General features: G+C 34.9%; 23 protein-coding genes. 9 read left to right on the top strand and 14 right to left on the bottom strand.

The window, feature by feature from the left end:
- Positions 1 to 212: 212 nt before the first annotated feature.
- The 4 genes from VB776_RS03920 (at position 213) to VB776_RS03905 (ending at position 2,558) form a co-directional block, all read left to right on the top strand.
- Complete coding sequence (locus VB776_RS03920; protein ID WP_323326236.1) at positions 213 to 419, top strand: phosphohydrolase; 207 nt, start codon at positions 213 to 215, stop codon at positions 417 to 419.
- Positions 420 to 538: 119 nt separating this feature from the next.
- Positions 539 to 1,114, top strand: coding sequence for a guanylate kinase (gmk, locus tag VB776_RS03915; protein ID WP_323326234.1), 576 nt, complete (start codon positions 539 to 541; stop codon positions 1,112 to 1,114).
- 68 nt (positions 1,115 to 1,182) lie between these two features.
- Positions 1,183 to 1,755: a nicotinate (nicotinamide) nucleotide adenylyltransferase gene (gene nadD / locus VB776_RS03910; protein WP_323326232.1), complete on the top strand. Its 573-nt coding sequence runs from the start codon at positions 1,183 to 1,185 to the stop codon at positions 1,753 to 1,755.
- Positions 1,752 to 2,558 carry a Rossmann-fold NAD(P)-binding domain-containing protein gene (locus VB776_RS03905; protein WP_323326230.1) on the top strand — a complete coding sequence of 269 codons (807 nt, stop codon included), beginning with the start codon at positions 1,752 to 1,754 and terminating at the stop codon, positions 2,556 to 2,558. The genes nadD and VB776_RS03905 overlap by 4 nt, the downstream gene beginning before the upstream one ends.
- Before the next feature lie 192 nt (positions 2,559 to 2,750).
- Here the strand turns inward: VB776_RS03905 and VB776_RS03900 are convergent, their stop codons facing one another.
- Together VB776_RS03900 and murC are read right to left on the bottom strand one after the other, a co-directional pair.
- Positions 2,751 to 5,117 carry a S9 family peptidase gene (locus VB776_RS03900; protein WP_323326228.1) on the bottom strand — a complete coding sequence of 789 codons (2,367 nt, stop codon included), beginning with the start codon at positions 5,115 to 5,117 and terminating at the stop codon, positions 2,751 to 2,753.
- Positions 5,118 to 5,209: 92 nt separating this feature from the next.
- Positions 5,210 to 6,586 carry a UDP-N-acetylmuramate--L-alanine ligase gene (gene murC, locus VB776_RS03895; RefSeq protein ID WP_407653790.1) on the bottom strand — a complete coding sequence of 459 codons (1,377 nt, stop codon included), beginning with the start codon at positions 6,584 to 6,586 and terminating at the stop codon, positions 5,210 to 5,212.
- A 179-nt stretch (positions 6,587 to 6,765) separates the two neighbouring features.
- Between murC and VB776_RS03890 the strand changes: the two genes are divergently transcribed.
- Positions 6,766 to 7,272: a PAS domain-containing protein gene (locus VB776_RS03890; RefSeq protein ID WP_323326224.1), complete on the top strand. Its 507-nt coding sequence runs from the start codon at positions 6,766 to 6,768 to the stop codon at positions 7,270 to 7,272.
- A gap of 291 nt (positions 7,273 to 7,563) precedes the next feature.
- Positions 7,564 to 9,036 carry a pyruvate kinase gene (gene pyk, locus VB776_RS03885; RefSeq protein ID WP_323326222.1) on the top strand — a complete coding sequence of 491 codons (1,473 nt, stop codon included), beginning with the start codon at positions 7,564 to 7,566 and terminating at the stop codon, positions 9,034 to 9,036.
- Positions 9,037 to 9,161: 125 nt separating this feature from the next.
- Here the strand turns inward: pyk and VB776_RS03880 are convergent, their stop codons facing one another.
- From VB776_RS03880 to VB776_RS03830, 11 genes are all read right to left on the bottom strand, one after another.
- A complete protein-coding gene (locus VB776_RS03880; protein WP_323257413.1) occupies positions 9,162 to 9,671 on the bottom strand; it encodes an NADH-quinone oxidoreductase subunit J family protein in 510 nt (169 codons plus the stop codon).
- A gap of 51 nt (positions 9,672 to 9,722) precedes the next feature.
- On the bottom strand, positions 9,723 to 10,241 hold the full coding sequence (locus tag VB776_RS03875; protein ID WP_323257411.1) for a NuoI/complex I 23 kDa subunit family protein: 519 nt from the start codon (positions 10,239 to 10,241) through the stop codon (positions 9,723 to 9,725).
- 62 nt (positions 10,242 to 10,303) lie between these two features.
- Positions 10,304 to 11,464 carry an NADH-quinone oxidoreductase subunit NuoH gene (gene nuoH, locus VB776_RS03870; RefSeq protein ID WP_323326220.1) on the bottom strand — a complete coding sequence of 387 codons (1,161 nt, stop codon included), beginning with the start codon at positions 11,462 to 11,464 and terminating at the stop codon, positions 10,304 to 10,306.
- Positions 11,465 to 11,502: 38 nt separating this feature from the next.
- Positions 11,503 to 12,519 (bottom strand): 2Fe-2S iron-sulfur cluster-binding protein, encoded by a 1,017-nt coding sequence (locus VB776_RS03865; protein ID WP_323326218.1) that lies wholly within the window; start codon positions 12,517 to 12,519, stop codon positions 11,503 to 11,505.
- Positions 12,520 to 12,614: 95 nt separating this feature from the next.
- A complete protein-coding gene (locus VB776_RS03860) occupies positions 12,615 to 13,805 on the bottom strand; it encodes a glycosyltransferase family 4 protein (RefSeq protein ID WP_323326216.1) in 1,191 nt (396 codons plus the stop codon).
- 10 nt (positions 13,806 to 13,815) lie between these two features.
- Positions 13,816 to 15,156: an NADH-quinone oxidoreductase subunit NuoF gene (gene nuoF, locus VB776_RS03855; protein ID WP_323326214.1), complete on the bottom strand. Its 1,341-nt coding sequence runs from the start codon at positions 15,154 to 15,156 to the stop codon at positions 13,816 to 13,818.
- Between the two features lie 75 nt (positions 15,157 to 15,231).
- Entirely contained in the window at positions 15,232 to 15,726 is a 495-nt protein-coding gene (locus VB776_RS03850) for an NADH-quinone oxidoreductase subunit NuoE family protein (protein ID WP_323326212.1), read from the bottom strand.
- Positions 15,727 to 15,750: 24 nt separating this feature from the next.
- Positions 15,751 to 16,986, bottom strand: a complete 1,236-nt coding sequence (gene nuoD / locus VB776_RS03845) for an NADH dehydrogenase (quinone) subunit D (RefSeq protein WP_323326210.1) — start codon at positions 16,984 to 16,986, stop codon at positions 15,751 to 15,753.
- 12 nt (positions 16,987 to 16,998) lie between these two features.
- Positions 16,999 to 17,499 carry an NADH-quinone oxidoreductase subunit C gene (locus tag VB776_RS03840; RefSeq protein WP_323257398.1) on the bottom strand — a complete coding sequence of 167 codons (501 nt, stop codon included), beginning with the start codon at positions 17,497 to 17,499 and terminating at the stop codon, positions 16,999 to 17,001.
- Between the two features lie 70 nt (positions 17,500 to 17,569).
- Complete coding sequence (locus VB776_RS03835; RefSeq protein WP_323326208.1) at positions 17,570 to 18,118, bottom strand: NADH-quinone oxidoreductase subunit B; 549 nt, start codon at positions 18,116 to 18,118, stop codon at positions 17,570 to 17,572.
- Between the two features lie 151 nt (positions 18,119 to 18,269).
- A complete protein-coding gene (locus VB776_RS03830) occupies positions 18,270 to 18,659 on the bottom strand; it encodes an NADH-quinone oxidoreductase subunit A (protein WP_323257394.1) in 390 nt (129 codons plus the stop codon).
- Between the two features lie 390 nt (positions 18,660 to 19,049).
- On the opposite strand from VB776_RS03830, the gene VB776_RS03825 reads away from it, so the two are divergent.
- From VB776_RS03825 to VB776_RS03815, 3 genes are read left to right on the top strand one after another with little or no spacing between them, the layout of a single operon-like run.
- Positions 19,050 to 19,526, top strand: coding sequence for a nucleoside deaminase (locus VB776_RS03825; protein ID WP_323326206.1), 477 nt, complete (start codon positions 19,050 to 19,052; stop codon positions 19,524 to 19,526).
- 56 nt (positions 19,527 to 19,582) lie between these two features.
- Positions 19,583 to 20,437 (top strand): SMP-30/gluconolactonase/LRE family protein, encoded by an 855-nt coding sequence (locus VB776_RS03820; protein WP_323326204.1) that lies wholly within the window; start codon positions 19,583 to 19,585, stop codon positions 20,435 to 20,437.
- A 33-nt stretch (positions 20,438 to 20,470) separates the two neighbouring features.
- The gene (locus VB776_RS03815) at positions 20,471 to 20,767 is read left to right on the top strand and encodes a putative quinol monooxygenase (protein WP_323326202.1); all 297 of its coding nucleotides are present in this window, start codon (positions 20,471 to 20,473) and stop codon (positions 20,765 to 20,767) included.
- A 69-nt stretch (positions 20,768 to 20,836) separates the two neighbouring features.
- Here the strand turns inward: VB776_RS03815 and VB776_RS03810 are convergent, their stop codons facing one another.
- A complete protein-coding gene (locus VB776_RS03810; protein ID WP_323257386.1) occupies positions 20,837 to 21,358 on the bottom strand; it encodes an acyl-CoA thioesterase in 522 nt (173 codons plus the stop codon).
- Between the last annotated feature and the right edge of the window lie 4 nt (positions 21,359 to 21,362).

The raw sequence follows: 21,362 nt of genomic DNA, 5'->3' as shown, positions 1-21,362 counted from the left end.
GATATGAAAAAATGAACTTTCAAAGGATTATTTTTTATATTTTTAAATTTATGGGAATTTTTTTATAAACCTTCCTGTTGATTAACTACTTGATTATCACAAAGAGTAACCCAATAAAACGCCAAATTAAATTTGCTTAATCCAATAGAATAATGGTTTCCGAGGTTGAAAAAATTCAAAAAAAGACAAGCTGCGAGCATCAATCTGAATGTATGAAATTCGTCCAATTAATTGTGGATGGTCAGGCAACAGATGAGCAAATAGCACAATTTAAGCAAAACATGGATAAGTGTTTGCCGTGTGAGAAAGGATATGAATTGGAGAAATGTATCAAAGAAACAATGCAATTGAAATTGGAAAAAAAATGCGTTCCTTCAAGCTTAATTGATTGTATCAAAAAGAAAATAAGTGCATTGTAATTGAGCTATCTTGCTCTTTTGATAAAGGTTATTAAGTCCGTCGTGATTATTACGATATACTTAGTAGCCTTTTACTTTTAATTAATTAGGGTATTTTGTACCTACTTACTTGTTGAAAATTGGAAAACGGAAAGCTTATTATCTTCTCAGCCCCTTCTGGTTCGGGCAAAACTACTATTGTAAAGCATTTGCTTGCCAATAATGACAATCTTGGATTTTCTATTTCTGCTTGTACTCGTGATAAACGTGGACGTAACGAAGAAAATGGGAAAGATTATTACTTCATGACTCCCGATGAATTCAAAACTAAAATTGATAACGATGAATTTGTAGAATGGGAAGAAGTATATCCAGGTGCTTATTATGGAACACTGAAATCAGAAATCGAACGCCTTTGGGCTTCTGGGAAACACGTGATTTTTGATGTTGATGTACGTGGAGGAGTGAAATTGAAAGAATATTATAAAGAAAGAGCTTTGTCAATCTTTGTAAAAGTACCAAGTGTACAAGAACTAGAAAAACGTTTGCGTGAACGTGGTACAGATTCAGAAGATTCTATTTCAAAAAGAGTATTTAAAATGAATTTTGAAATGTCTTTTAAAGACAAATTCGACATTATTTTATTAAATGATGACTTAACAGAAGCTTTTAGAAAAGCACAAAAACTGTTTGATGAATTTACGAAAAAGCTGTAAGTAATAAGCTTTAGGCTCTAGGCTATAAGCCAAAGGCTTAAAGCTTAGGGCTTATAGCTTACAGCTATATGAAAATTGGTCTCTTTTTTGGTTCTTTCAATCCCATCCATATTGGGCATTTAATTGTTGCCAACGTAATGGCAACCACTACAGATTTAGAACAAGTCTGGTTTGTAGTTTCTCCACAAAATCCTTTCAAGAAAAATAAATCTTTATTGCACGAATTCGACCGTTTAGATATGGTTGAAAAAGCCATTGCTGATAATCCTAAATTTAAGGTAACCAACATAGAGTTTTCGATGCCCAAGCCTTCTTATACGATTGATACGCTAATTCGTTTGCAAGAAAAGTATCCACAACATGAATTCAAATTAATCATTGGTGGCGATAATCTAGCACAGTTTCCAAATTGGAAAAACCACGATAAGATTTTAGAGTACTTCGGTTTATATGTGTATCCACGCCCAAATTCAGAAGCAAGCGATTTAGCAAGCCACCCCAATGTGCGTTTAGTCAAAGCTCCTTTATTGGATATTTCAGCTACTTTTATTCGTGAATGTTTAAAAAATGGACAATCTATCAGTTACATGATTCCTGAAGCAGTAGAAGAGTTTATCTTGAGAAAAAAGTTTTATCTATGAAAATAAGTATTTTAGGTTGTGGTTGGTTAGGTTTGCCTTTGGGCAAATTTTTAGTAGAAAATGGTCATGAAGTAAAAGGTTCTACTACTTCTGAATTCAAATTATCATTGCTTCAAAGCGTAGGGATTCAGCCTTTTTTACTGAAATTTTCTCCGGCAGTAGAAGGCGAAGAACTTGCAGAATTCCTTCAATCAGAAATATTGATTATTTGTATCCCACCTCGTGCTGGCAAGTATGGTGAAGATTATCATGTTCAGCAAATACAATCTTTAATTCCTGCCATTAAAAGTTCCAGTATTCAATCCATCATTTATACTTCCTCTACGTCTGTCTATCCAGATTTGAATAGAGAAATCACAGAGGAAGATGAAGTAATCAATTCTTCGGCTTTGATAAAAGTAGAAGAATTACTAAAAGCAATGAATGTACAAACAACTATTTTACGTTGCGGAGGACTGATGGGAATGGAAAGAATAGGAGCGAAGTATTTTGCTGGAAAGCACATTAATACTGGACAAATTCCTGTGAATTATATTCATCAAGATGATGTAATTGGCATTATTTCAATGATACTTGAAAAAGGTTTTTGGGGAGAAACTTTTAATGCTGTTTCGCCAGAACATCCTGTGCGTGAAGTAGTATTTCTAAAGAATTGTGAAGAATACGGTTTTGATGTCCCAATTTTTGAAGAAGCTACAGAAGTTATTCCATTTAAAATCATCAGTCCGCAAAAACTTGTTGAGAAAACGGGCTATCAGTTTAAATATGCTAATCCTTTAGATTTTACTTATTCATTTTTGTAGTTAGTGAATTGTGAGTTAAATTTCCTGTAGCGGTAACCCTTGCGGTTACCGTTTAAATAATACAAGAAACGGTAACCGCAAGGGTTACCGCTACAGGGTTTATAAAACCTTAAATTTTATTATTTGTAAATAAGATTACAATGATTAATTAGTACCACAAATCTAATTGCTGATGACCACCTAATCTAAAAATCACTTCTTCTTCAATGTTGTTTCAAAAAGTTTGAAAATTCTTTTGTACTCATCCATCCATGATGTTGGTTCTACAAAACCGTGGTCTTCCATTGGATAAGAAGCCAACTCCCAATTTTCTTTTTTCAATTCAATTAATCTTTGTGCTAAACGCACGGCATCTTGATAATGAACATTGACATCAACCATTCCATGACAAATCAACAAATTGCCTTTTAAGCCATCCGCATAATAAATCGGTGAACTTTTACGATAGGCAATTGAATCCGTTTGTGGTTCATTCAAGATATTGGCTGTATAAGGATGATTATAGGCTGCCCAATCTGTTACAGGTCTTAATGCTGCACCAGCCGCAAATACATCAGGTGTTGTAAACATTGCCATTAAAGTAATAAACCCACCATAAGAGCCACCATAAATACCAATCTTTTTAGGGTCAACGCCTTGAGTTTCTACTAACCATTTAGCACCATCTACTTGGTCAGTTAAATCTTTACCGCCCATAAAACGATAAATGCCTGTACGCCAATCTCTGCCATAACCAGCCGAACCACGATAGTCAATATCCAATACCGTATAACCATTATCAACCAACATATTATGGAACATATATTCACGGAAATACTGACTCCACCATTTATGCACATTTTGTAAATAACCTGCACCATGTACAAAAATTACGGCTGGCTTTTTACCTTTTTCTCCTTTGCCTTCATACAAACGAGCATACACCTCTGAGCCATCTTTAGCATTAAAAGTAACGATTTCAGGCTCACGCCATTTATATTCTTTAAACTGTTGGCTTTGCGATTTTGTAATTTGGCTAGGCGGAGCATTTACTACGTTATCCTGAATATATACTTCCCAAGGACGATTTGAATATGAATTCAAATAAGCCAATTTCGTTTCATCAGGCGAAAGTACTACTTGGTTTGAACCTGTCATTTTCGTTAAACGTACTCTATCGCCACCAGTTACTGCCATTTTGTAGAAATGCTGTTCGCCCGGATGTACTTCATTAGAAGTAAAGTAAAAATGTTGTTTGTCTTTTGATAATTGAAGACTTTGAATCTCAAATTTTCCTTTGGTTAATTGTTTTTTGGCACCTGTTGCAAGATTAACAGTATATAAATGAGAGTAACCATCTTCTTCTGACTGATAATAAAGCGTTTGGTTATCTCCTAAAAAGCCAATGTTTCCTGTACTAAAATTAGAGCCAATCCCAGGACCACCAATCCAAGCTTCATCTCTTTGGCGGTCAATGGTTTTTAGTTTTCTTGTCGCAACATCTAGTTTTAAAATCCAACGGTCTTTATTATCTTGACTTCTTACTACTACTACGCAATATTTTCCATCTTCCGACCAAAGTGCTTCGTTGAAAATTACTTTTTTAGCTTCAGCTTTTTTATTTTTTGTTGTGTCTTTTTTAGCATACTCTTTCAAATAAGCTGGTTGTTCATCAATACCTTCAATTTCTTTGGTGGATACTTGTAAAGCTGTATCTTTTTTAATGTCATAAACCCAAAACTCATAGGTAGGCATTGGAGCGCCAACCTTTGTTCTTGCAGGTAAATCTTCTGTAAAACCAGACTCCGTAACATAACTTGGTACTGCGGCATTTTTTGCACCAGTGGCCGATTTTGTTAGTCGATAAGTAATATAGTTTTCATCAGGACTTAAGGTCTGAATATCTACTCTTTTATCTTCAATATAAATCTCTTTGGCACGTTTGGGTAAATCTTCTTTGGCAATTGCCTCACCTTGTTTTTTCTTATCTGCACGTTCTTTTAATACTTCAAAAAGGCTCAATTGGTCTTTCTTGAGCCATTTTTCTTGCTCATTGGCTTTAGCTTCTGTTTTCTTAGTACCAGTCAAGAAATTACTTAGTTGTTCTGTTTCACCAGTCGAAAGATTAAAACTGTATAAATTACTTGCTTTGCTGTAAATAATTTTATTCTCTTTGCCATTAAAACTAGGATTACTTTCAGTCTCTACAGTATTTGTAATCTGCCGAATTGCCATTGTTTTACAGTCTAGCAAAAACAAATCCCCATTTTTTGTGTAAATCTTTTTTGAGAAATCTCGATTATAGACACCATTAAAAGATGGCAAAGCTCTACGGACTTGAGGAGCAACTTTAAAAGGCTTTTTTTCAGTAACCGAAGCACTGTATAAAGAATCAGCCTTATTACGGAAAGGATTCCAGTTGAAGTAAATCATTCTGCTATCTTCCGACCAATTAATAGAAGAAGGTAAAGCACCAATGGTAAATTTAGGGTCTTGCATGATATGCTCGATACTCAGATGTTGGGCATTGAGTTGCATACAAAAGCAAGTAATTGCAATTAACGTAAGGATTTTTTTCATGTTGATGATTTTTATTATTTAGTAATAGATTTTTCTAGCTTTGTCAACTTTTTAAAAGTTGACAAAGCTGTGGGAAGTGGGAATTTAAAACATTACAAACTCAATCCCCATTCCTTAATTTTAGGAATTAAAGTATCAATATCACCCGCACCAACGCTAACGATTAATTCAGGTTGTTTTTCTTTGAGGAGGTCTAATACGGCTTCTTTACTACAAAGTGTTTTGCTTGGCGAAGTTACTTTGTTGAAGATAATATCAGAAGTAACGCCTTCGATTGGTAATTCTCTGGCTGGATAAATATCAAGTAAAATCAAATCGTCGGCTAAACTTAAACTTTCAGCAAAGCCTTCTTGGAAATCACGAGTACGAGTAAACAAATGCGGTTGGAAAACCACCGTTAATTTATGTTGTGGATACAATGCTTTTACAGAAGACAAAAAGGCTTGAATTTCAGTAGGATGATGGGCATAATCATCAATATAAACAATCTTCTCTGAACGAATATGGTATTCAAATCTGCGTTTTACTCCTCCAAAAGTACAAATACCATCTTTGATTTGCACTGGACTAAGCCCTACTTCTAAAGCCACTGCGGTAGCCGCCAAAGCGTTTTCCACATTATGGAAACCAGGTGTTAATAAAGTACAATCTTTGATGATGCCATTTGGATAAACAATATCAAAAATCATTTCAGCATTTTCAATTCTTAGGTTTTCTGCATAGAAATCTCCTTCATTTAATGAATATTCTGTCGATTCATTTTTAGTGAAACTTGCCAAATTCAAACCTTTACGCTGATATAATTTACCGCCTTCTTTCAGTTGTGATACAAATAATTGGAAAGATTCCAGTAATTGATCGTGGTCGCCATAAATATCTAAATGGTCGGCATCAGTAGAAGTAACAATGGTTAAGTTGGGGTATAAAGTAAGAAAAGAACGGTCGAATTCATCGGCTTCTACTACACAAATCACATCTTCTGGCGATTCGTTAATCAAGAAATTTGTGCCATAATTCTGGGTGATTCCTCCTAAAAAAGCCGTTACATTTTTACCAGCATTTTTCAGAATATGCGAAACCATTGAAGAAGTAGTGGTTTTGCCATGCGTACCTGAAACGGCAATGGTATAAAAACTTTTGGTTAAAAGTCCCAATACTTGCGAGCGCTTCATTAAGGTAAAACCATTATCTTTTAAATAATTAAATTCAAGATGGTCTTTCGGAATAGCTGGTGTGTAAACGATGAGTGTTTCTTCTTTATTTGCTAAAAATTCAGCAGGAATCAGACTAATGTCATCTGAGAAATGAACGGGAATTCCTTCAGCTTGTAAAGCATTGGTTAGTGGAGTTGCAGTTTTATCATAACCAGCCAAAGAATAACCATTGGCAATAAACCAACGAGCAATTGCCGACATACCGATGCCACCGATTCCAAGAAAATAAATGTGTTTTAGGGCTTTAAGATTCACTTTCATCAAGGGTTAAATTTCTATTAGGGCAAAGATATTTAGTTTTTTATAATTATTACCAAAGGCTTTTGTGGCTGTACTTCTTCTGAAAGATTATTTTCAAAAAAAATATAAAATTTTAAAACAAAATCATTTTACAAAGACTTACCATCATCAGTAAGTTTAAATTTATTTGTAAAATGACCAATCTTTCCCCTGAAGTCCATTGTAATACTTTCAAGAATGTACACTTGGTGAGTCCACTGCTACATGCCTATGAGTTTACAACTAGAGCGAGCAAAAACATAACTGAGTATGAATTTTTAGAAGAATATGCTAGAAACCGTGCTTGGCATTTTAATTTAAGTAAGATCAGAAGCTTTTTGAAGCATCGTGAAAATGCAATTGTTATTACTTGCCCGAACGAAAGAATAGAGTGGGTCAACAAAGGGTTTACTAGAATGACGGGCTATGATGCTAATGAAGCCGTTGGGAAGTTCCCGAATTTCCTTCAAGGAATTGAAACTTCTGCGGTAATCAGAAAAGAAATTAGAGAAAAGCTGGCTATCAAAACAACGTTTTCTGGAGAAGTACTTAATTACCGAAAAGATGGAGAGCAGTATTTGTGTAAAGTAGAAATTTTGCCGATTTTTAATAATGACAAAGTATTGTGTAATTTTATAGCTTTAGAACGAGAAGTAAATTAAGGTTTAGAAAAACGATTGCTAATCCCATAAGGTGAAAAACTTTATGGGATTTTTTTGTAACTTATAGAATCATTTGAATTCTGATAGTAAGACAAAATATTATTATTGATATTTATTAAAATATATACTGTTGATTTGGTTATTTATTTTCTTGATAAAATTATATTTGCAAAATAAAAATTAAACTTCTCAAAGAAAACACATAAATTTAATTCAAAGTGTAAATAGTAAAATGTAATTTCGCATTATATTATCTAATTGAACTATCAAGATTGAATAATTAACTGAATTATGTCCTATCAAAGAAAAACTAAAATCGTAGCAACAGTAGGCCCTGCTTCCGATTCAAAAGAAATGCTAGTTAAGTTTGCAGAAGCTGGCGTAAATATTTTCCGACTTAATTTCTCGCACGGAACACACGAAGATCATTTAAACAGATTAAAAACTATCAGAGGAGTATCTGAAGAGTTAGGAATTAATCTTGCAGTTCTTCAAGATTTACAAGGACCTAAAATTCGTACACAACTTGTAGAGAATAACGGTGTTACTATTACAGAAGGAAATAAATTGACATTCGTAATGGATGAAACTTTATTGGGAAATTCTGAAAGAGTTGGAACAACTTATACTTCTATGTACTTAGATGTAAATGTTGGAGAAAGAATTTTGATGGATGATGGTAATTTAGAAGTTAAAGTTTTAGAAATTGATAAAGTAAAGAAAGAAGTAATTACTGAGGTTGTTTATGGTGGCGTTTTAAAGTCAAAGAAAGGTATTAACCTTCCAGGGACTAAAGTTTCTTTACCATGTTTAACAGAAAAAGACCTTAAAGATTTATATTTTGGTTTAGATAATGGTGTTGATTGGATTGCCCTTTCATTTGTTCGTACTGCTGCTGATATTCATGATATTAAAGACAGAATCAAAGCTTATGGTAAGAATACAAAGGTGATTGCTAAAATTGAAACGCCATTTGCAATTGATAATTTAGACGAAATCATCGAAGCTACAGATGCTATCATGGTTGCTCGTGGTGACCTTGGTGTTGAAATTGATGGGGCAAGAGTACCACATTTGCAAAAACTAATGGTTGAGAAATGTACTTTGGCTGGAAAACCAGTTATCGTGGCTACTCAAATGTTAGAGTCGATGATTACTAACCCAGTTCCAACTCGTGCTGAAACATCTGACGTTGCCAATGCAGTATTGCAAGGTGCTTCTGCAACGATGTTAAGTGGAGAGTCTGCTTCTGGTGCGTATCCATTGAAAGCTGTTGAAACAATGGCACATATTCAAGAAGTAGTTGAGCAACAACAAAACGAAATCAAAATCGTAAAAGGAGATGAAGCGTCAATTTACTTTAAGAATCACTCTTTGAGTAAAGGTTCAATTCAGTTTCCTTTAAATGATCGTATGATTGCTGGAGCTTGTCGTTTAGCTCGTGATACTGAAGCAAAAGCAATTTTGTGTATCACAAATAGTGGTTATACAGCTTTCCGTTTGTCTGCTCACCGTCCAAAAGCTGGTTTGTTTATTTTTACTTCTAACAAAGCAGTTCAACAGGAAATGGGTTTATTGTGGGGAGCAAATGTTTTCTATTATGAAACAAAAGGAAATGATGTTGAAGCAACTGTAAAAGGTATGACAGATTTCTTGAAAGAAAAAGGATTATTAGCTATTGGTGATACTTTCGTAACGACGTTAAGTGTTCCTTCTGATAAGAATTTAAAGACCAACACCGTTCAATTAGGTATTGTTGAATAGTAATTCCTTAACGATATTAAAAGGGTTAAATCTTCAAGATTTAGCCCTTTTTTATTGCCCAAAAAGAAAGGAAACAAAAAAGCCTGACGAAATTAATCATCAGGCTAAATATTAATATTTTTTGCTTAGAAATTACGTTCTCCAGCTTCTCTTTTTCCTAGCATTACTGCACCAACCATTGCTACAAAAAACAAGATAGAAACTAATTCAAAAGGAAGTACATAATCACGATAAAGGATTTGTCCTAGTCCTTCAACCATTCCTGTTTGAGCATCGTATGCTTGAAGACCTACAGCGTTCTTTAAATCTACTTTACGTGAGGCTGCAATTAAAATTACTAAAAGTGTTCCACCTAAAATTGCTCCTGCTAGTTTTGTCAATGTACTTTTCGAATCTGGTGAATTTTTACTTAAATCCATCATCATGATTACGAAAAGGAATAATACCATAATGGCACCTGCATAAACTACGATATTAACAGCCATTAAAAACTGAGCATTTAATAATACGTAATGACCAGAAATACAGAAGAATGTGAAAACCAAATACAAAACACTGTGTATTGGGTTTTTAGATAATATTACCATTGATGCACTCAGGAGTGTCAAGGCAGTTAGAAAGTACCAAAAGTTCATATTTTTAATGAATCGTTATCAGATATTACAAATAATTTATTTACAAAATGGCTATTTCCAACCTTCTCTTAAATAGCGATTATCCATTTTTTCAACCAATTTATCTTTTCCAAAGATTACTTCAGAACGGTCTTCAAAAACAGGAACCATTTTATCGTGTTGTAAGTAAATGGCTTGCTTAGGGCAAGCTTCTTCACATAAACCACAGAAAATACAACGAAGCATGTTGATTTCATACACGCTTGCATATTTCTCTTCACGGTATAAGTTTTCTTCGCCTTTTTTACGTTCTTCTGCAACCATTGAAATTGCTTCTGCTGGACAAGCTACAGCACATAGCCCACAAGCAGTACAACGTTCTGCTCCTTGTTCATCACGTTTCAAGATATGATGTCCACGAAAAACAGGTCCTAAATAACGTTTTTGTTCAGGATAACGAATAGTTACTTTTTTAGAAAAGAAGTGTTTCAGCGTAGTAGCCATACCACCAACGATAGCTGGTAAGTAAATGCGTTCGGCAAAAGTCATTTCTTCTTGCTCTAAGACTTTGGATTTATTTGATAATTTCATAATAGTCTTCAAACCTTAAAGGAAAGAGTTTTTATTTTGAAGCTTAAAAATATTAATACATTTTAAGCTGTTGCTAATTTCTTTTTCTTGTATTTCATTTCGCTGTAAGCAAATGTTACCACTAACATGATGATAACGCCAGCCCATGATGCACCAACTGTCATCCAGTTTGAACCGCCATCATTTACAGTAAATAACATTGAAGCACCCGTAAGCACAACATTGAACATTGATAACGGAATTAAGCCTGTCCAACCTAAGCCCATTAATTGGTCATAACGGAAACGTGGAAGCGTCCAACGAACCCACATGAACACAAAAACGAAGAATAAAGCTTTTCCGATTAATGCACCCACACCTAGTAAAGTAGCAATATTCCCACCGAATTGAGTAGCTACATAATCATGTCCTGGATAATCATAACCACCGAAATATAAAGTAGCCATTACTGCACCTGAAATAAACATGTTGATGTATTCAGCGAATAAGTAAAAGCCTAATTTCATAGAAGAATATTCTGTGTGATAACCACCAATTAATTCAGTTTCGCATTCAGGTAAATCGAAAGGAGTACGGTTACACTCTGCAAAAGCACAGACGATAAAAATAACAAAACCCAATGGTTGATAAAAGATATTCCAATGACCATTTTGTTGAGTTTCAACGATAGATTTTGTTGAAAGTGAGCCAGAAAGCATTAAAATGGCGATGATTGAAAGCCCCATTGCCAATTCATAAGAAATGTTTTGAGAAGCAGCACGAATCGCACCAATTAATGAATACTTGTTATTTGAAGCCCAGCCTCCGATTAAAACGCCATAAACACCTAAAGAAACAATTCCAAATACCCAAAGGATACCAATGTTTACGTCAATTCCTTGCAAATCCAGAATGATTCCTCCACCTAAATCTAATTGGTCACCAAATGGAACTACAGCTGATGTCATCAAAGCTGTAAGCATTGATAAACATGGTCCAGCAATAAAAAGCCATTTGTTTGAATGAGCTGGGATAAAATCTTCTTTCATGAACATTTTTACAGCATCAGCAAGAGGCTGTAAAATACCGAATGGTCCAGCTCTATCTGGTCCAACACGGTCTTGCATAAAAGCGGCAATGATACGTTCAAAGTAAGTAGAATAGGCCGCTACCCCAAGAGTAATAGCGAAGATAATACCTACATAAATGGCTTTGGCCGTAAATAATGTTGATGTAATTTCCATATATCTAAATGAGTAAATAGTAAACTATCTACAATCAATTAATTTAATTGCTTTTGTGGGGCTAAAAATGAACGATCACGGTTGTCGTCAATCTTTTTGTATTGTTCTGCTGCTTGTTTTAATGGGAATGCTGGCGTGATTTTGTTCGCTCCATACTTATTAGCAGAAATTACCGAATTGTGTGGTACTTTGCTTGGTCCTTCAATAGTCCAATCAGAAGTCTTTTTACGTTCAAAACGGCAAGTATTACAGATAAAATCTTTTACTTCTCCCCATTCATTTTTGCGTGCTGTTACTCTGATTACTTCATCGCCTCTGTACCAAAGTGTTACTTTTCCAGAACATTTTCCACAATCGCAACTTGCATCTACTGGTTTCGAGAACCACACACGACTTTTGAAACGATATGTTTTATCTGTTAAAGCACCTACAGGACAAACATCAATAATATTTCCAGAGAAATCATTATCAATTGCTTTTTCGATATAAGTACTAATCTCTGCATGGTCGCCACGATTCATTACACCATGTACACGTCCGTCAGTAATTTGGTCTGCTGTATAAACACAACGATAACACAGAATACAGCGATTCATGTTTAATTTGATGTTCGGACCTAAATCAACAGGGTCAAATGTGTTTCTTTCTTCAACTGTACGTGTTTTAGATACACCGTGCTCAAAAGTAAAGTTTTGTAAATCACATTCACCAGCTTGGTCGCAGATTGGGCAATCTAAAGGATGGTTCAATAATAAGAACTCAACAATCCCTTTTCTTACTTCTAATACTTGTTCGTTGATAGTGTTTTCAACCACCATACCTTCTTGAATTTGAGTAATACAAGCAGGCACCAATTTCGGCATTGGACGAGGGTCTTTTTCAGAACCCGCTGTTACTTTAACCAAACAACCACGGCATTTACCACCCGAAGCCTTTAATGGTTCGTAATAACACATGGCTGGAGGTGCAATATGTGGCCCAATTTGACGAGCCGCTTGCATAATGGTTGTTCCAGGAGCTACGTCAACGGTGATGTTATCTATTGTAACTTTCATATAAAAGCTTAATATTTATTTGTCGATTAAAACATGGTTTTTCCAAAGAATAACCTAATTACTATATTACGATTCAGACGGTATTTCATTGATAATTAAGAAATACTTTCATGCTCGTTTATTTCTTCTAAAATTTGTAATATCTGTGGAGCTATTACAGAAGCATCATAATTTAATGCCTTCTGAAACATTTTTTGCCCTATTTCTTCTCTGAGTACTTTGTCCTCAATTAAGCTTATCAATTTATTTTTGGCACAAACTATACTGCCATAAGGAATAATTACTCTTTCATCTTGCTCCACGTATTCTGGAGCACCGCCAGATTTATCAAAACATACCACAGGAATTTTATTTAAACTTGCTTCAATCATGACCAACGGATGTGGGTCTTCTCTTGAAGAAAGAAAGAATATATCAAAACAAGACATATAATCCATGTTTTCCATCGTAGGAGCGATAACATGTACATGTTCTTGAATTCCCATTTTTTCTAAATCATACAAGATATTTTGGTGTTCAACAGAGTTTTTTTGAATACCTATCCAAAGAAAATGTACTTCTTTCTTTTTATTAAGTATGGCATTAGCTACTGATAAAAAAGTATCAACGCCTTTTCTCCATTCAAAATTTCCGCAACCTCCAATTACAATAGCGTCATTAGGAATATTCAGCCTTTTCCTGATACCTGATTTATCTGCATTGTTGAGCTTTTCAAGTATATTATTTACTGATATAAATGGATTGACAACAGTAATTTTATCTTCATCAATTTGATGATTCAAGAAGAGATTACTTTTAATCTCTTTAGATGCCGCTAGAAAATGGATGCAATTTTCTATTTGATACTCCAAGTCTTCAGGCAAAGTATATTTTTGAATAGAGTTTTCAAGCTCGTGTACATATACCACAAATGGACATCTCAGAAACTCTAAACTTCTCAACAAACCGCCATTGGCAATGGTATTTGAAAATATTAAATCGAACTTTAATTCAGTAAGTTCTTTATGTTTTTCCTGATAAAAGGCTAATTTACGAAGCTTGTTTAATTTAAAAACTTTATCATAAATAATCCTTGAATATGGATTTCTTTGAGTGTCTTTATCATCGTATTCCCAAAGAATTACTTCTGCAACTTTACTGAATTCAGGAAGTAAAGAACCTCCTTTTGCTAATAGAAGATAGGTTTCAAAACCTTTTTGTTTTAAAGATTTTAAGAAATCGAGTAATACATATTGAGCACCTGCAACGTTGGCGTCGTGTCCAATAAATAATATCTTCTTTTTCATAACCTTTAAATTATAAACTCCAACTAGCACCTTCACGCATAAATACTGCTCCTTTTTGTGTTGCTTTTTCAGGATGTTTAATATGCCATTCAAACTCATCACGGAAGTGACGAATCGCAGCAGCGACTGGCCAAGAGGCAGCTTCTCCTAATGGGCAAATGGTATTTCCTTCAATTTTCTTAGCAACATCTACTAGTAAATCAATATCTTCCTGACGTCCTTTTCCATGTTCAATTCTGTAGAGTACTTTATCCATCCAACCTGTTCCTTCACGGCATGGAGAACACTGTCCGCATGATTCATGGTGATAAAAACGACCGAATGTCAATGTGTTATGAACAATACAAGTAGTTTCGTCCATTACCACAAAACCTCCAGAACCTAACATTGTGCCTGTGATAAAACCGCCATCAGAAAGCGATTCGTAAGTCATCAAACGATTTTCACCGTTTACTGTTTTTAAAATCAACTCTGCTGGAAGAATTGGTACTGAAGATCCGCCCGCTACTACAGCTTTCAATTTATGTCCATCTCTGATACCACCACACCATTCATCTGCATAAATAAAGTTTTCGACAGTAATACCAAGAGGAATTTCATAAACACCTGGCTTACGAACATGGCCTGATGCTGAAATTAATTTAGTTCCTGTACTTCTACCAATACCAATTTTAGCGTATTCATCGCCACCATTGTTAATAATCCAAGAAGTAGCAGAAATAGATTCTACATTATTAACTACTGTCGGGCATTGCCATAAACCTTTTACTGCTGGAAATGGAGGTTTATTACGTGGATTTCCACGTTTACCTTCCAACGATTCTAACAAGGCTGTTTCTTCTCCGCAAATATAAGCACCACCACCCGGTTGAACGAAAAGGTCGAGGTCATAACCAGAACCCAAAATGTTTTTACCTAAAAGACCTTTGTCATAAGCTTCTTGAATGGCTTTTTCAAGAATATTTACAACGTACATTAATTCGCCTCTTACATAAATATAAGAAGTATTTGCTCCTAAAGCATACGACGAAACAATCATCCCCTCAATTAAAGTATGAGGAGATTTCATCATCAAATAATGGTCTTTGAAAGTACCCGGTTCTGATTCATCCGCATTACAAACTAAATAACGAGGAATACCTTCAGGTTTAGCCAAAAAGGACCATTTCATACCCATCGGGAAACCAGCACCACCACGTCCACGAATACCTGATTTTTTTACTTCTTCAGTAACTTCATCGGGAGTCATCGTTTTTAAAGCTTTTTCAACAGCTTTATATCCACCATTTTTACGAAAAACATCAATAGTATCGATGCCTTGTACGTCAATATGTTCGGTTAATATTTTCATTTTTCTATTAAATTTGCTCAGCGATATTTCGCATCGAATTCAGATAAAGTGTATCAATTAATTAAGAGTACATTATTATTTTGACAACTCATCAATGATTTCATCAACCTTTTCGTTGGTCAAATTCATATAATATTTTTCACGAATTTGAAAGACAGGTCCCCAACCGCAAGCTGCTAAGCATTCTACTTCTTTAATTGTAAATTTACCGTCTGGAGTAGTTTCTCCAGTTTCAATGCCTAGTTTTTTCTTTAAGTGATCATATACTTCAACTCCACCCATTAAACAACATGGCCCAGTACGGCAATATTCAATTACGTGTTCACCTACTGGTTCTAAGTGAAACATTGTATAAAATGAAGCTACTTCATATACTTCAACAGGCTTAATTTTCAACAAGCTAGCCACATAATCCATCACTTCTGAACTACACCATTTCCACTCTGCTTGAGCCAAATGTAAAATTGGAAGTAAAGCAGATTTTTGCTTACCTTCTGGGTAACGTTTAATGATTTTATGAACTAACTCCAACGTATCCGCTGGAAACTGTATGGTTTGTGTATTTGTCATGTTTTAGTCTGAATTAAGCAAAAATTACACGTCTAATTCTCCAGCAATCACATTCATAGAAGACATCGTAACGATGGCATCTGAAAGTGTTGAGCCTTTAATCATTTCTGGGAATGCTTGATAATAAATATAGCAAGGACGACGGAATTTCAAACGATATGGTGCACGGCCACCATCTGATACCAGATAAAAACCAAGTTCACCATTACCACCTTCTACTGAGTGATATACTTCACCAACAGGAGCATCAATTTCACCCATTACAATTTTGAAGTGATAAATCAATGCTTCCATGTTATTATAAACCTCTTTTTTCTCAGGTAAATAATAATGTGGGGCATCAGCGTGATATGGCCCTTCTGGAAGATTACTTAAAGCTTGTTTGATGATTTTCAAACTTTGCCACATTTCTTCTCCACGAACCAAGAAACGATCATAAGTATCACCTTTTGTGCCAACTGGTACTTCAAAATCAAAATCTTCATAAGAAGAATATGGATTCATCGCACGAACGTCATAATCAACACCAGCGGCTCTTAAGTTTGGTCCAGTAAAGCCATAGTTTAAAGCACGTTCAGCAGAAATAGCACCAACATCAATGGTTCTATCCATGAAGATACGATTACGTTTTACCAAACTTTCAAACTCTGTTAATCCTGCAGGAAATTCGTCAAGAAGTATTTGGATTTTGCGAATGGCTTCTTTAGATAAGTCCCTTTCCATTCCACCACAACGACCCATGTTCGTTGTAAGGCGAGCGCCACACACTTCTTCATAGATTTCGTAAATGTGTTCTCTCCACTGCATTACATACAAGAAACCCGTTAAAGCTCCTGTATCAACAGCAAGAATGGAATTACAAATGATATGATCGGCAATACGAGCCAATTCCATCATAATTACTCTAATATATTGAGCTCTTTTAGGTACTTCAACGCCTAAAAGTTTCTCTACTGTCATGTGCCAACCCATATTATTGATAGGCGACGAACAGTAGTTCATACGGTCTGTAAGCGTTGTAATTTGATAAAGAGGACGACGCTCAGCAATTTTCTCGAATGCACGGTGAATGTATCCTACTGTCTGTTCTGCATCAATGATTGTTTCTCCGTCCATCGTTAAGATGTTTTGAAAAATACCATGTGTTGCAGGGTGAGTAGGTCCTAAGTTTAGGGTTGTCAACTCATTGACATATTTTTTATCTACTTGTGCTTTCTCTAAGCCTACAAACGGGCTTGATACTAATGCGATTTCAGACATATTTTTATAAATTTATCTACCAAACAAGGCATCAATTTTATCTTGACGAGTGGCGTCTTCCAAAGGATATTCTTTACGCATCGGATGGTAATCCATGTCTTCTGCATTCAGAATACGTTCCATTTTTGGATGCCCAGAGAACAAAATTCCGTAAAAATCAAATGCTTCCCTTTCCATCCAATTGGCACAAGCATATAAACCTGTGATAGTTGGTACTACGATATTTTCTCTGGAAACATATAATTTGATAATCAATCTTACATTGTTTTCTAAACTATGTAGATGATAAATAACACCAAATTCATGACTTGGAACGTCTGGAAAATGAATGCCACCTAAATCTGTAAGAAACTGGAATTTGAAGGTTGGATGTTGATATAAATAATGCATCAACGGCACAATGGTGTCGGTTGTAGTCGTTACGTTTAAAAGCCCGTAATTTTCTACAATTCCAAAAATGTTATCTTCGCCAAATTGTGCGACTAAATCTTGTGCTATTTGTTCGTTTGTCATTGTTAGCTTATCTGTTAATCGTCTAGCTTTTACTTGTTATTCTAACCAGCAAAAATTAAACGGATAACTGTTACTCAATTCCGTAAGATGCTAAAAGTGCTTTGTATTCTGGAGATTCTCTGCGACGGCGTTGTTCTGACTTTGCAATTTCTTGAATTTGCATAAAACCATCTAAGATTTGTTCAGGACGAGGTGGGCAACCCGGAACATACACATCAACTGGAATAATACGGTCGATACCTTGTAAAACAGAGTAAGTATCAAAAATTCCACCTGAAGAAGCACATGCTCCAACTGAAAGTACCCAACGAGGTTCAGCCATTTGAAGATATACTTGTTTAAGGACTGGTCCCATTTTCTTAGAAATAGTACCCATTACCATAAGAATGTCGGCTTGTCGGGCAGAAAAAGACATACGTTCAGACCCAAATCTAGAAATGTCATAATGAGCTCCGGCTGTTGCCATAAATTCAATACCGCAACATGAAGTAGCGAAAGGAAGTGGCCAAAGTGAATTTGCACGAGCAAGACCCACGAAATCATCTAATTTGCCAGCGAAGAAACCTTGTCCTTCAATTCCTTCTGGAGCATCAACTGTTTTTATTATTCTATCGCTCATTGTATCTATTTGAGAATCTAAGTATCAGAAAGCCATCATTTTTGGCACGCTAATCAATTCAGAAACACAATATATTTATATATTCAAATTTGTGATAACACTGTGATGAAGAAAGGCTTGTTTACAGAAAAACCTGTTCCATTCAACGATACTATTTCTCCCAAGTTAAAACGCCTTTCTTGATAACATAAATGAAGCCTACCAACAATAAGCCCATGAATACTAACATTTCAAGGAACATGTTAATGGCTACATCTGAAGATGATTTTACCCACCCCATAAAATTTACAGCCCAAGGATACATAAAAATAATTTCTACGTCAAATAGGACAAAAAGAATAGCTACAAGAAAGTATTTAACTGAAATAGGAGTACGGGCATCACCCACTGATTCGATACCACATTCAAAAACATCATCTTTTAATGCACTATGACGTTTAGGCCCCAGCCAGTGCGTTGCAAGCATTGTTGCAACAATAAATGCTAAAGCAGCCCCTAATTGGATAAGTATTGGAAGATAATCGGATGGTTGATAGTTCATTGTTGATTTTTGAGTTTTAGGCTTTGATTATCAAGTAATTATACTTTAATCTTCAAACCGATACGTAATTTGACTAGTATCCTTTCAAAATTTATCTGCAATTTACTGATAAAATTTTGTTTGCGACATTTTTTTAATGCTAAAATTAGGGGAAATGTTAAAGTGTACAGATTAAGTCTTTTTTATCATCTGTTATATAGATTGGTACTAAATAGTACGAGACTATTTAAACTTAAACTAATATTTATGGAATATGTTTTTTAAGAAAACATATCTTTGAATGAGTATTTGTACTTATTTTCAAAACCTTCAAAAACAAATAGAAGGCAAAGGCTCTATCAGTCGTTAGAGTTTTGATTCAGTTTACTAACTTGCCAAAAAATCTTCATCATGGAACAAGACAAATTAAAATTTATGAAAAGAGCCATCGAACTTTCAATTCAAGGAAGTTCTGAAGGTAAAGGTGGGCCATTCGGTGCTGTAATTGTGAGAAATGGAGAAATTGTAGGCGAAGGTTTTAATCAAGTTACTTCTAGCAACGACCCTACAGCTCATGCAGAAGTAGTAGCTATCAGAGAAGCCTGCAAACATCTCGATACTTTTCAATTATCCGATTGCGAATTATATACTTCATGCGAGCCTTGTCCGATGTGTTTGGGTGCAATTTATTGGGCTCGTCCTTCAAAAGTGTATTATGCCAATACTCGTGATGATGCAGCCGAAGCAGGTTTTGACGATGCCTTTATTTATAATGAAATTCCATTACCACTTTCTGAACGAAAAATCGAGATGATTCCTTTGGGAAGAGAAGAAGCTAAAAAAGCATTTGAATTATGGAATGAAAAGAACGATAAATTAGATTATTAAGCAGTATCCAATTTAAAATTATATACTATTTCCAATTAAAATTCATGAAAAAAACAATGACACGCTACTCTTTGAGTCTAGCCTTATTTTCCTTACTCTTATCCCAAACTTTTGCACAGCAAATCAAAGTAGAAGATTTTACCGCAGAGAATTTATTTACCAACAACATCGAAGGTCCAAATTTTGACAAAGCTGGTAATTTGTACGTCGTAAACTTTAAAGAAGATGGCACGATTGGTAAAGTGAATCCAGATGGTACTTGTGAATTATTTTTGACTTTACCCAAAGGAAGTACAGCCAATGCAATTCAATTTGATAAAGCAGGGAATATGTATTTAGCCGATTTTTCAGGACATAATGTCTTGAAAGTTGATATGAAAACTAAAGCCATTTCAACGTATTGTCATAATGATGCCTTTAATCAACCTAATGATATTTGTATCAAAAAAAATGATGTAATTTTTGCTTCAGACCCAAATTGGAAAAATTCAACAGGAAAAGTTTGGCGAATAGACAAAGGAGGAAAGGAAACGCTTTTAACCGACCAAATGGGAACTACCAACGGAATTTGCCTTAGTCCAGATGAAAGAACTTTATATGTAAATGAAAGTATTCAGAGAAAAGTTTGGGCTTTTGATGTTGACCTAACAGGAAATATTTCGAAGAAAAGACTTTTTACTTCCTTTGAAGACGGCGGTTTAGACGGCATGAAATGTGATGCAAAAGGAAACCTTTACGTTTGTCGTTGGGGATTGGGCAAAATACTTGTCTTTTCAAAAAAAGGTAAATTACTCAAAGAAGTACAATTAAAAGGCTTGCAAAGTAGTAATTTAGTCTTTAGTCCAGATGGAAAATATGCTTACGTTACTTTGCAAGATAGAAAAGGAATGGAGCGATTTAATGTGAAGTAAAACTGTTTTGTTGAAAATTATCCTTTCAAAATTATGCTAATCAGAATTGTAAGAATGACATTTCATGAAGAAAAAGTGGAAAACTTTTTGGCGATTTTTAATGCTTCTAAGCACAAGATTAGGCATTTTGAAGGGTGTCAACATTTAGAACTATTACAAGATAAAAACTTTCCCAATATCTTTTCAACATATAGTTATTGGGAAAGTGAAAATCATTTGAATAATTATCGAGATTCTGAATTATTCAAAAATGTGTGGACTTCAACCAAAGTATTATTTGTTGAAAAGCCAATTGCTTTTTCTTCGGAAAGAGTAGAGTTAATAAACTAGCTTTGAGGCTTTAGGCTATAAGCAATAGGCTGTATGCTTTTAATACTTCTAGCCTAAAGCCTATAGCATTTATTCGCCTCCATTCAAAAACGTTTTTAATTCGGTTGCTTCCGAAGGTTTCATTCTTCCTGCTAAAACCAAACGTAATTGGCGTCTGCGTAAAGCACCTTCATGAAGTGCTTTTTCTTCGTCTGTTTCAGTCAAAGAAATAGGTACATCTATTGGGCGACCGCTTTGGTCAACAGCCACAAAAGTGAAAAATGCTTTGTTGGTACTTACTCTTTCTTGGGCTGGAATATTTTCTGCCCAAACATCAATTACAACTTCCATTGAAGAACTGAAAGCTCTAGTTACTTTAGCTTGAAGAGTAACTACACTGCCAAGTGGAATAGATTCTTTAAAAGATACATTATCGACAGAAGCAGTAACAACAATTCGGTTTGAATGTTTTTGCGCACAGATTGCACCGACAACATCCATCATTCGCATGAGGTTTCCGCCCATTAAATTTCCTAAAGTATTGGTATCATTCGGAAAAATCATTTCCGTCATTGTGGTAAGAGATTCTGAAACGTATTTAGTTTTTGTCATTTTG

Origin of the sequence: Arcicella gelida (genome assembly GCF_034931025.1) — a bacterium.
GTDB lineage: Bacteria > Bacteroidota > Bacteroidia > Cytophagales > Spirosomataceae > Arcicella > Arcicella gelida.
The sequence above is the reverse complement of the archived record's forward strand: the minus strand, read 5'-3'. Positions and strand labels throughout refer to the sequence as shown.

What these genes read in the sequence shown, in the direction of transcription:
- VB776_RS03830 (WP_323257394.1), bottom strand. Translation starts at nt 18,659, where the DNA reads ATGAACTATCAACCATCCGATTATCTTCCAATACTTATCCAATTAGGG.
- VB776_RS03875 (WP_323257411.1), bottom strand. Translation starts at nt 10,241, where the DNA reads ATGAAATTATCAAATAAATCCAAAGTCTTAGAGCAAGAAGAAATGACT.
- VB776_RS03820 (WP_323326204.1), top strand. Translation starts at nt 19,583, where the DNA reads ATGACACGCTACTCTTTGAGTCTAGCCTTATTTTCCTTACTCTTATCC.
- VB776_RS03890 (WP_323326224.1), top strand. Translation starts at nt 6,766, where the DNA reads ATGACCAATCTTTCCCCTGAAGTCCATTGTAATACTTTCAAGAATGTA.
- VB776_RS03905 (WP_323326230.1), top strand. Translation starts at nt 1,752, where the DNA reads ATGAAAATAAGTATTTTAGGTTGTGGTTGGTTAGGTTTGCCTTTGGGC.
- VB776_RS03810 (WP_323257386.1), bottom strand. Translation starts at nt 21,358, where the DNA reads ATGACAAAAACTAAATACGTTTCAGAATCTCTTACCACAATGACGGAA.
- VB776_RS03880 (WP_323257413.1), bottom strand. Translation starts at nt 9,671, where the DNA reads ATGAACTTTTGGTACTTTCTAACTGCCTTGACACTCCTGAGTGCATCA.
- nadD (WP_323326232.1), top strand. Translation starts at nt 1,183, where the DNA reads ATGAAAATTGGTCTCTTTTTTGGTTCTTTCAATCCCATCCATATTGGG.
- VB776_RS03840 (WP_323257398.1), bottom strand. Translation starts at nt 17,499, where the DNA reads ATGACAAACGAACAAATAGCACAAGATTTAGTCGCACAATTTGGCGAA.
- VB776_RS03920 (WP_323326236.1), top strand. Translation starts at nt 213, where the DNA reads ATGAAATTCGTCCAATTAATTGTGGATGGTCAGGCAACAGATGAGCAA.
- VB776_RS03850 (WP_323326212.1), bottom strand. Translation starts at nt 15,726, where the DNA reads ATGACAAATACACAAACCATACAGTTTCCAGCGGATACGTTGGAGTTA.
- VB776_RS03865 (WP_323326218.1), bottom strand. Translation starts at nt 12,519, where the DNA reads ATGAAAGTTACAATAGATAACATCACCGTTGACGTAGCTCCTGGAACA.
- nuoD (WP_323326210.1), bottom strand. Translation starts at nt 16,986, where the DNA reads ATGTCTGAAATCGCATTAGTATCAAGCCCGTTTGTAGGCTTAGAGAAA.
- VB776_RS03900 (WP_323326228.1), bottom strand. Translation starts at nt 5,117, where the DNA reads ATGAAAAAAATCCTTACGTTAATTGCAATTACTTGCTTTTGTATGCAA.
- pyk (WP_323326222.1), top strand. Translation starts at nt 7,564, where the DNA reads ATGTCCTATCAAAGAAAAACTAAAATCGTAGCAACAGTAGGCCCTGCT.
- VB776_RS03825 (WP_323326206.1), top strand. Translation starts at nt 19,050, where the DNA reads ATGGAACAAGACAAATTAAAATTTATGAAAAGAGCCATCGAACTTTCA.
- nuoH (WP_323326220.1), bottom strand. Translation starts at nt 11,464, where the DNA reads ATGGAAATTACATCAACATTATTTACGGCCAAAGCCATTTATGTAGGT.
- VB776_RS03860 (WP_323326216.1), bottom strand. Translation starts at nt 13,805, where the DNA reads ATGAAAAAGAAGATATTATTTATTGGACACGACGCCAACGTTGCAGGT.
- nuoF (WP_323326214.1), bottom strand. Translation starts at nt 15,156, where the DNA reads ATGAAAATATTAACCGAACATATTGACGTACAAGGCATCGATACTATT.
- VB776_RS03835 (WP_323326208.1), bottom strand. Translation starts at nt 18,118, where the DNA reads ATGAGCGATAGAATAATAAAAACAGTTGATGCTCCAGAAGGAATTGAA.
- VB776_RS03815 (WP_323326202.1), top strand. Translation starts at nt 20,471, where the DNA reads ATGCTAATCAGAATTGTAAGAATGACATTTCATGAAGAAAAAGTGGAA.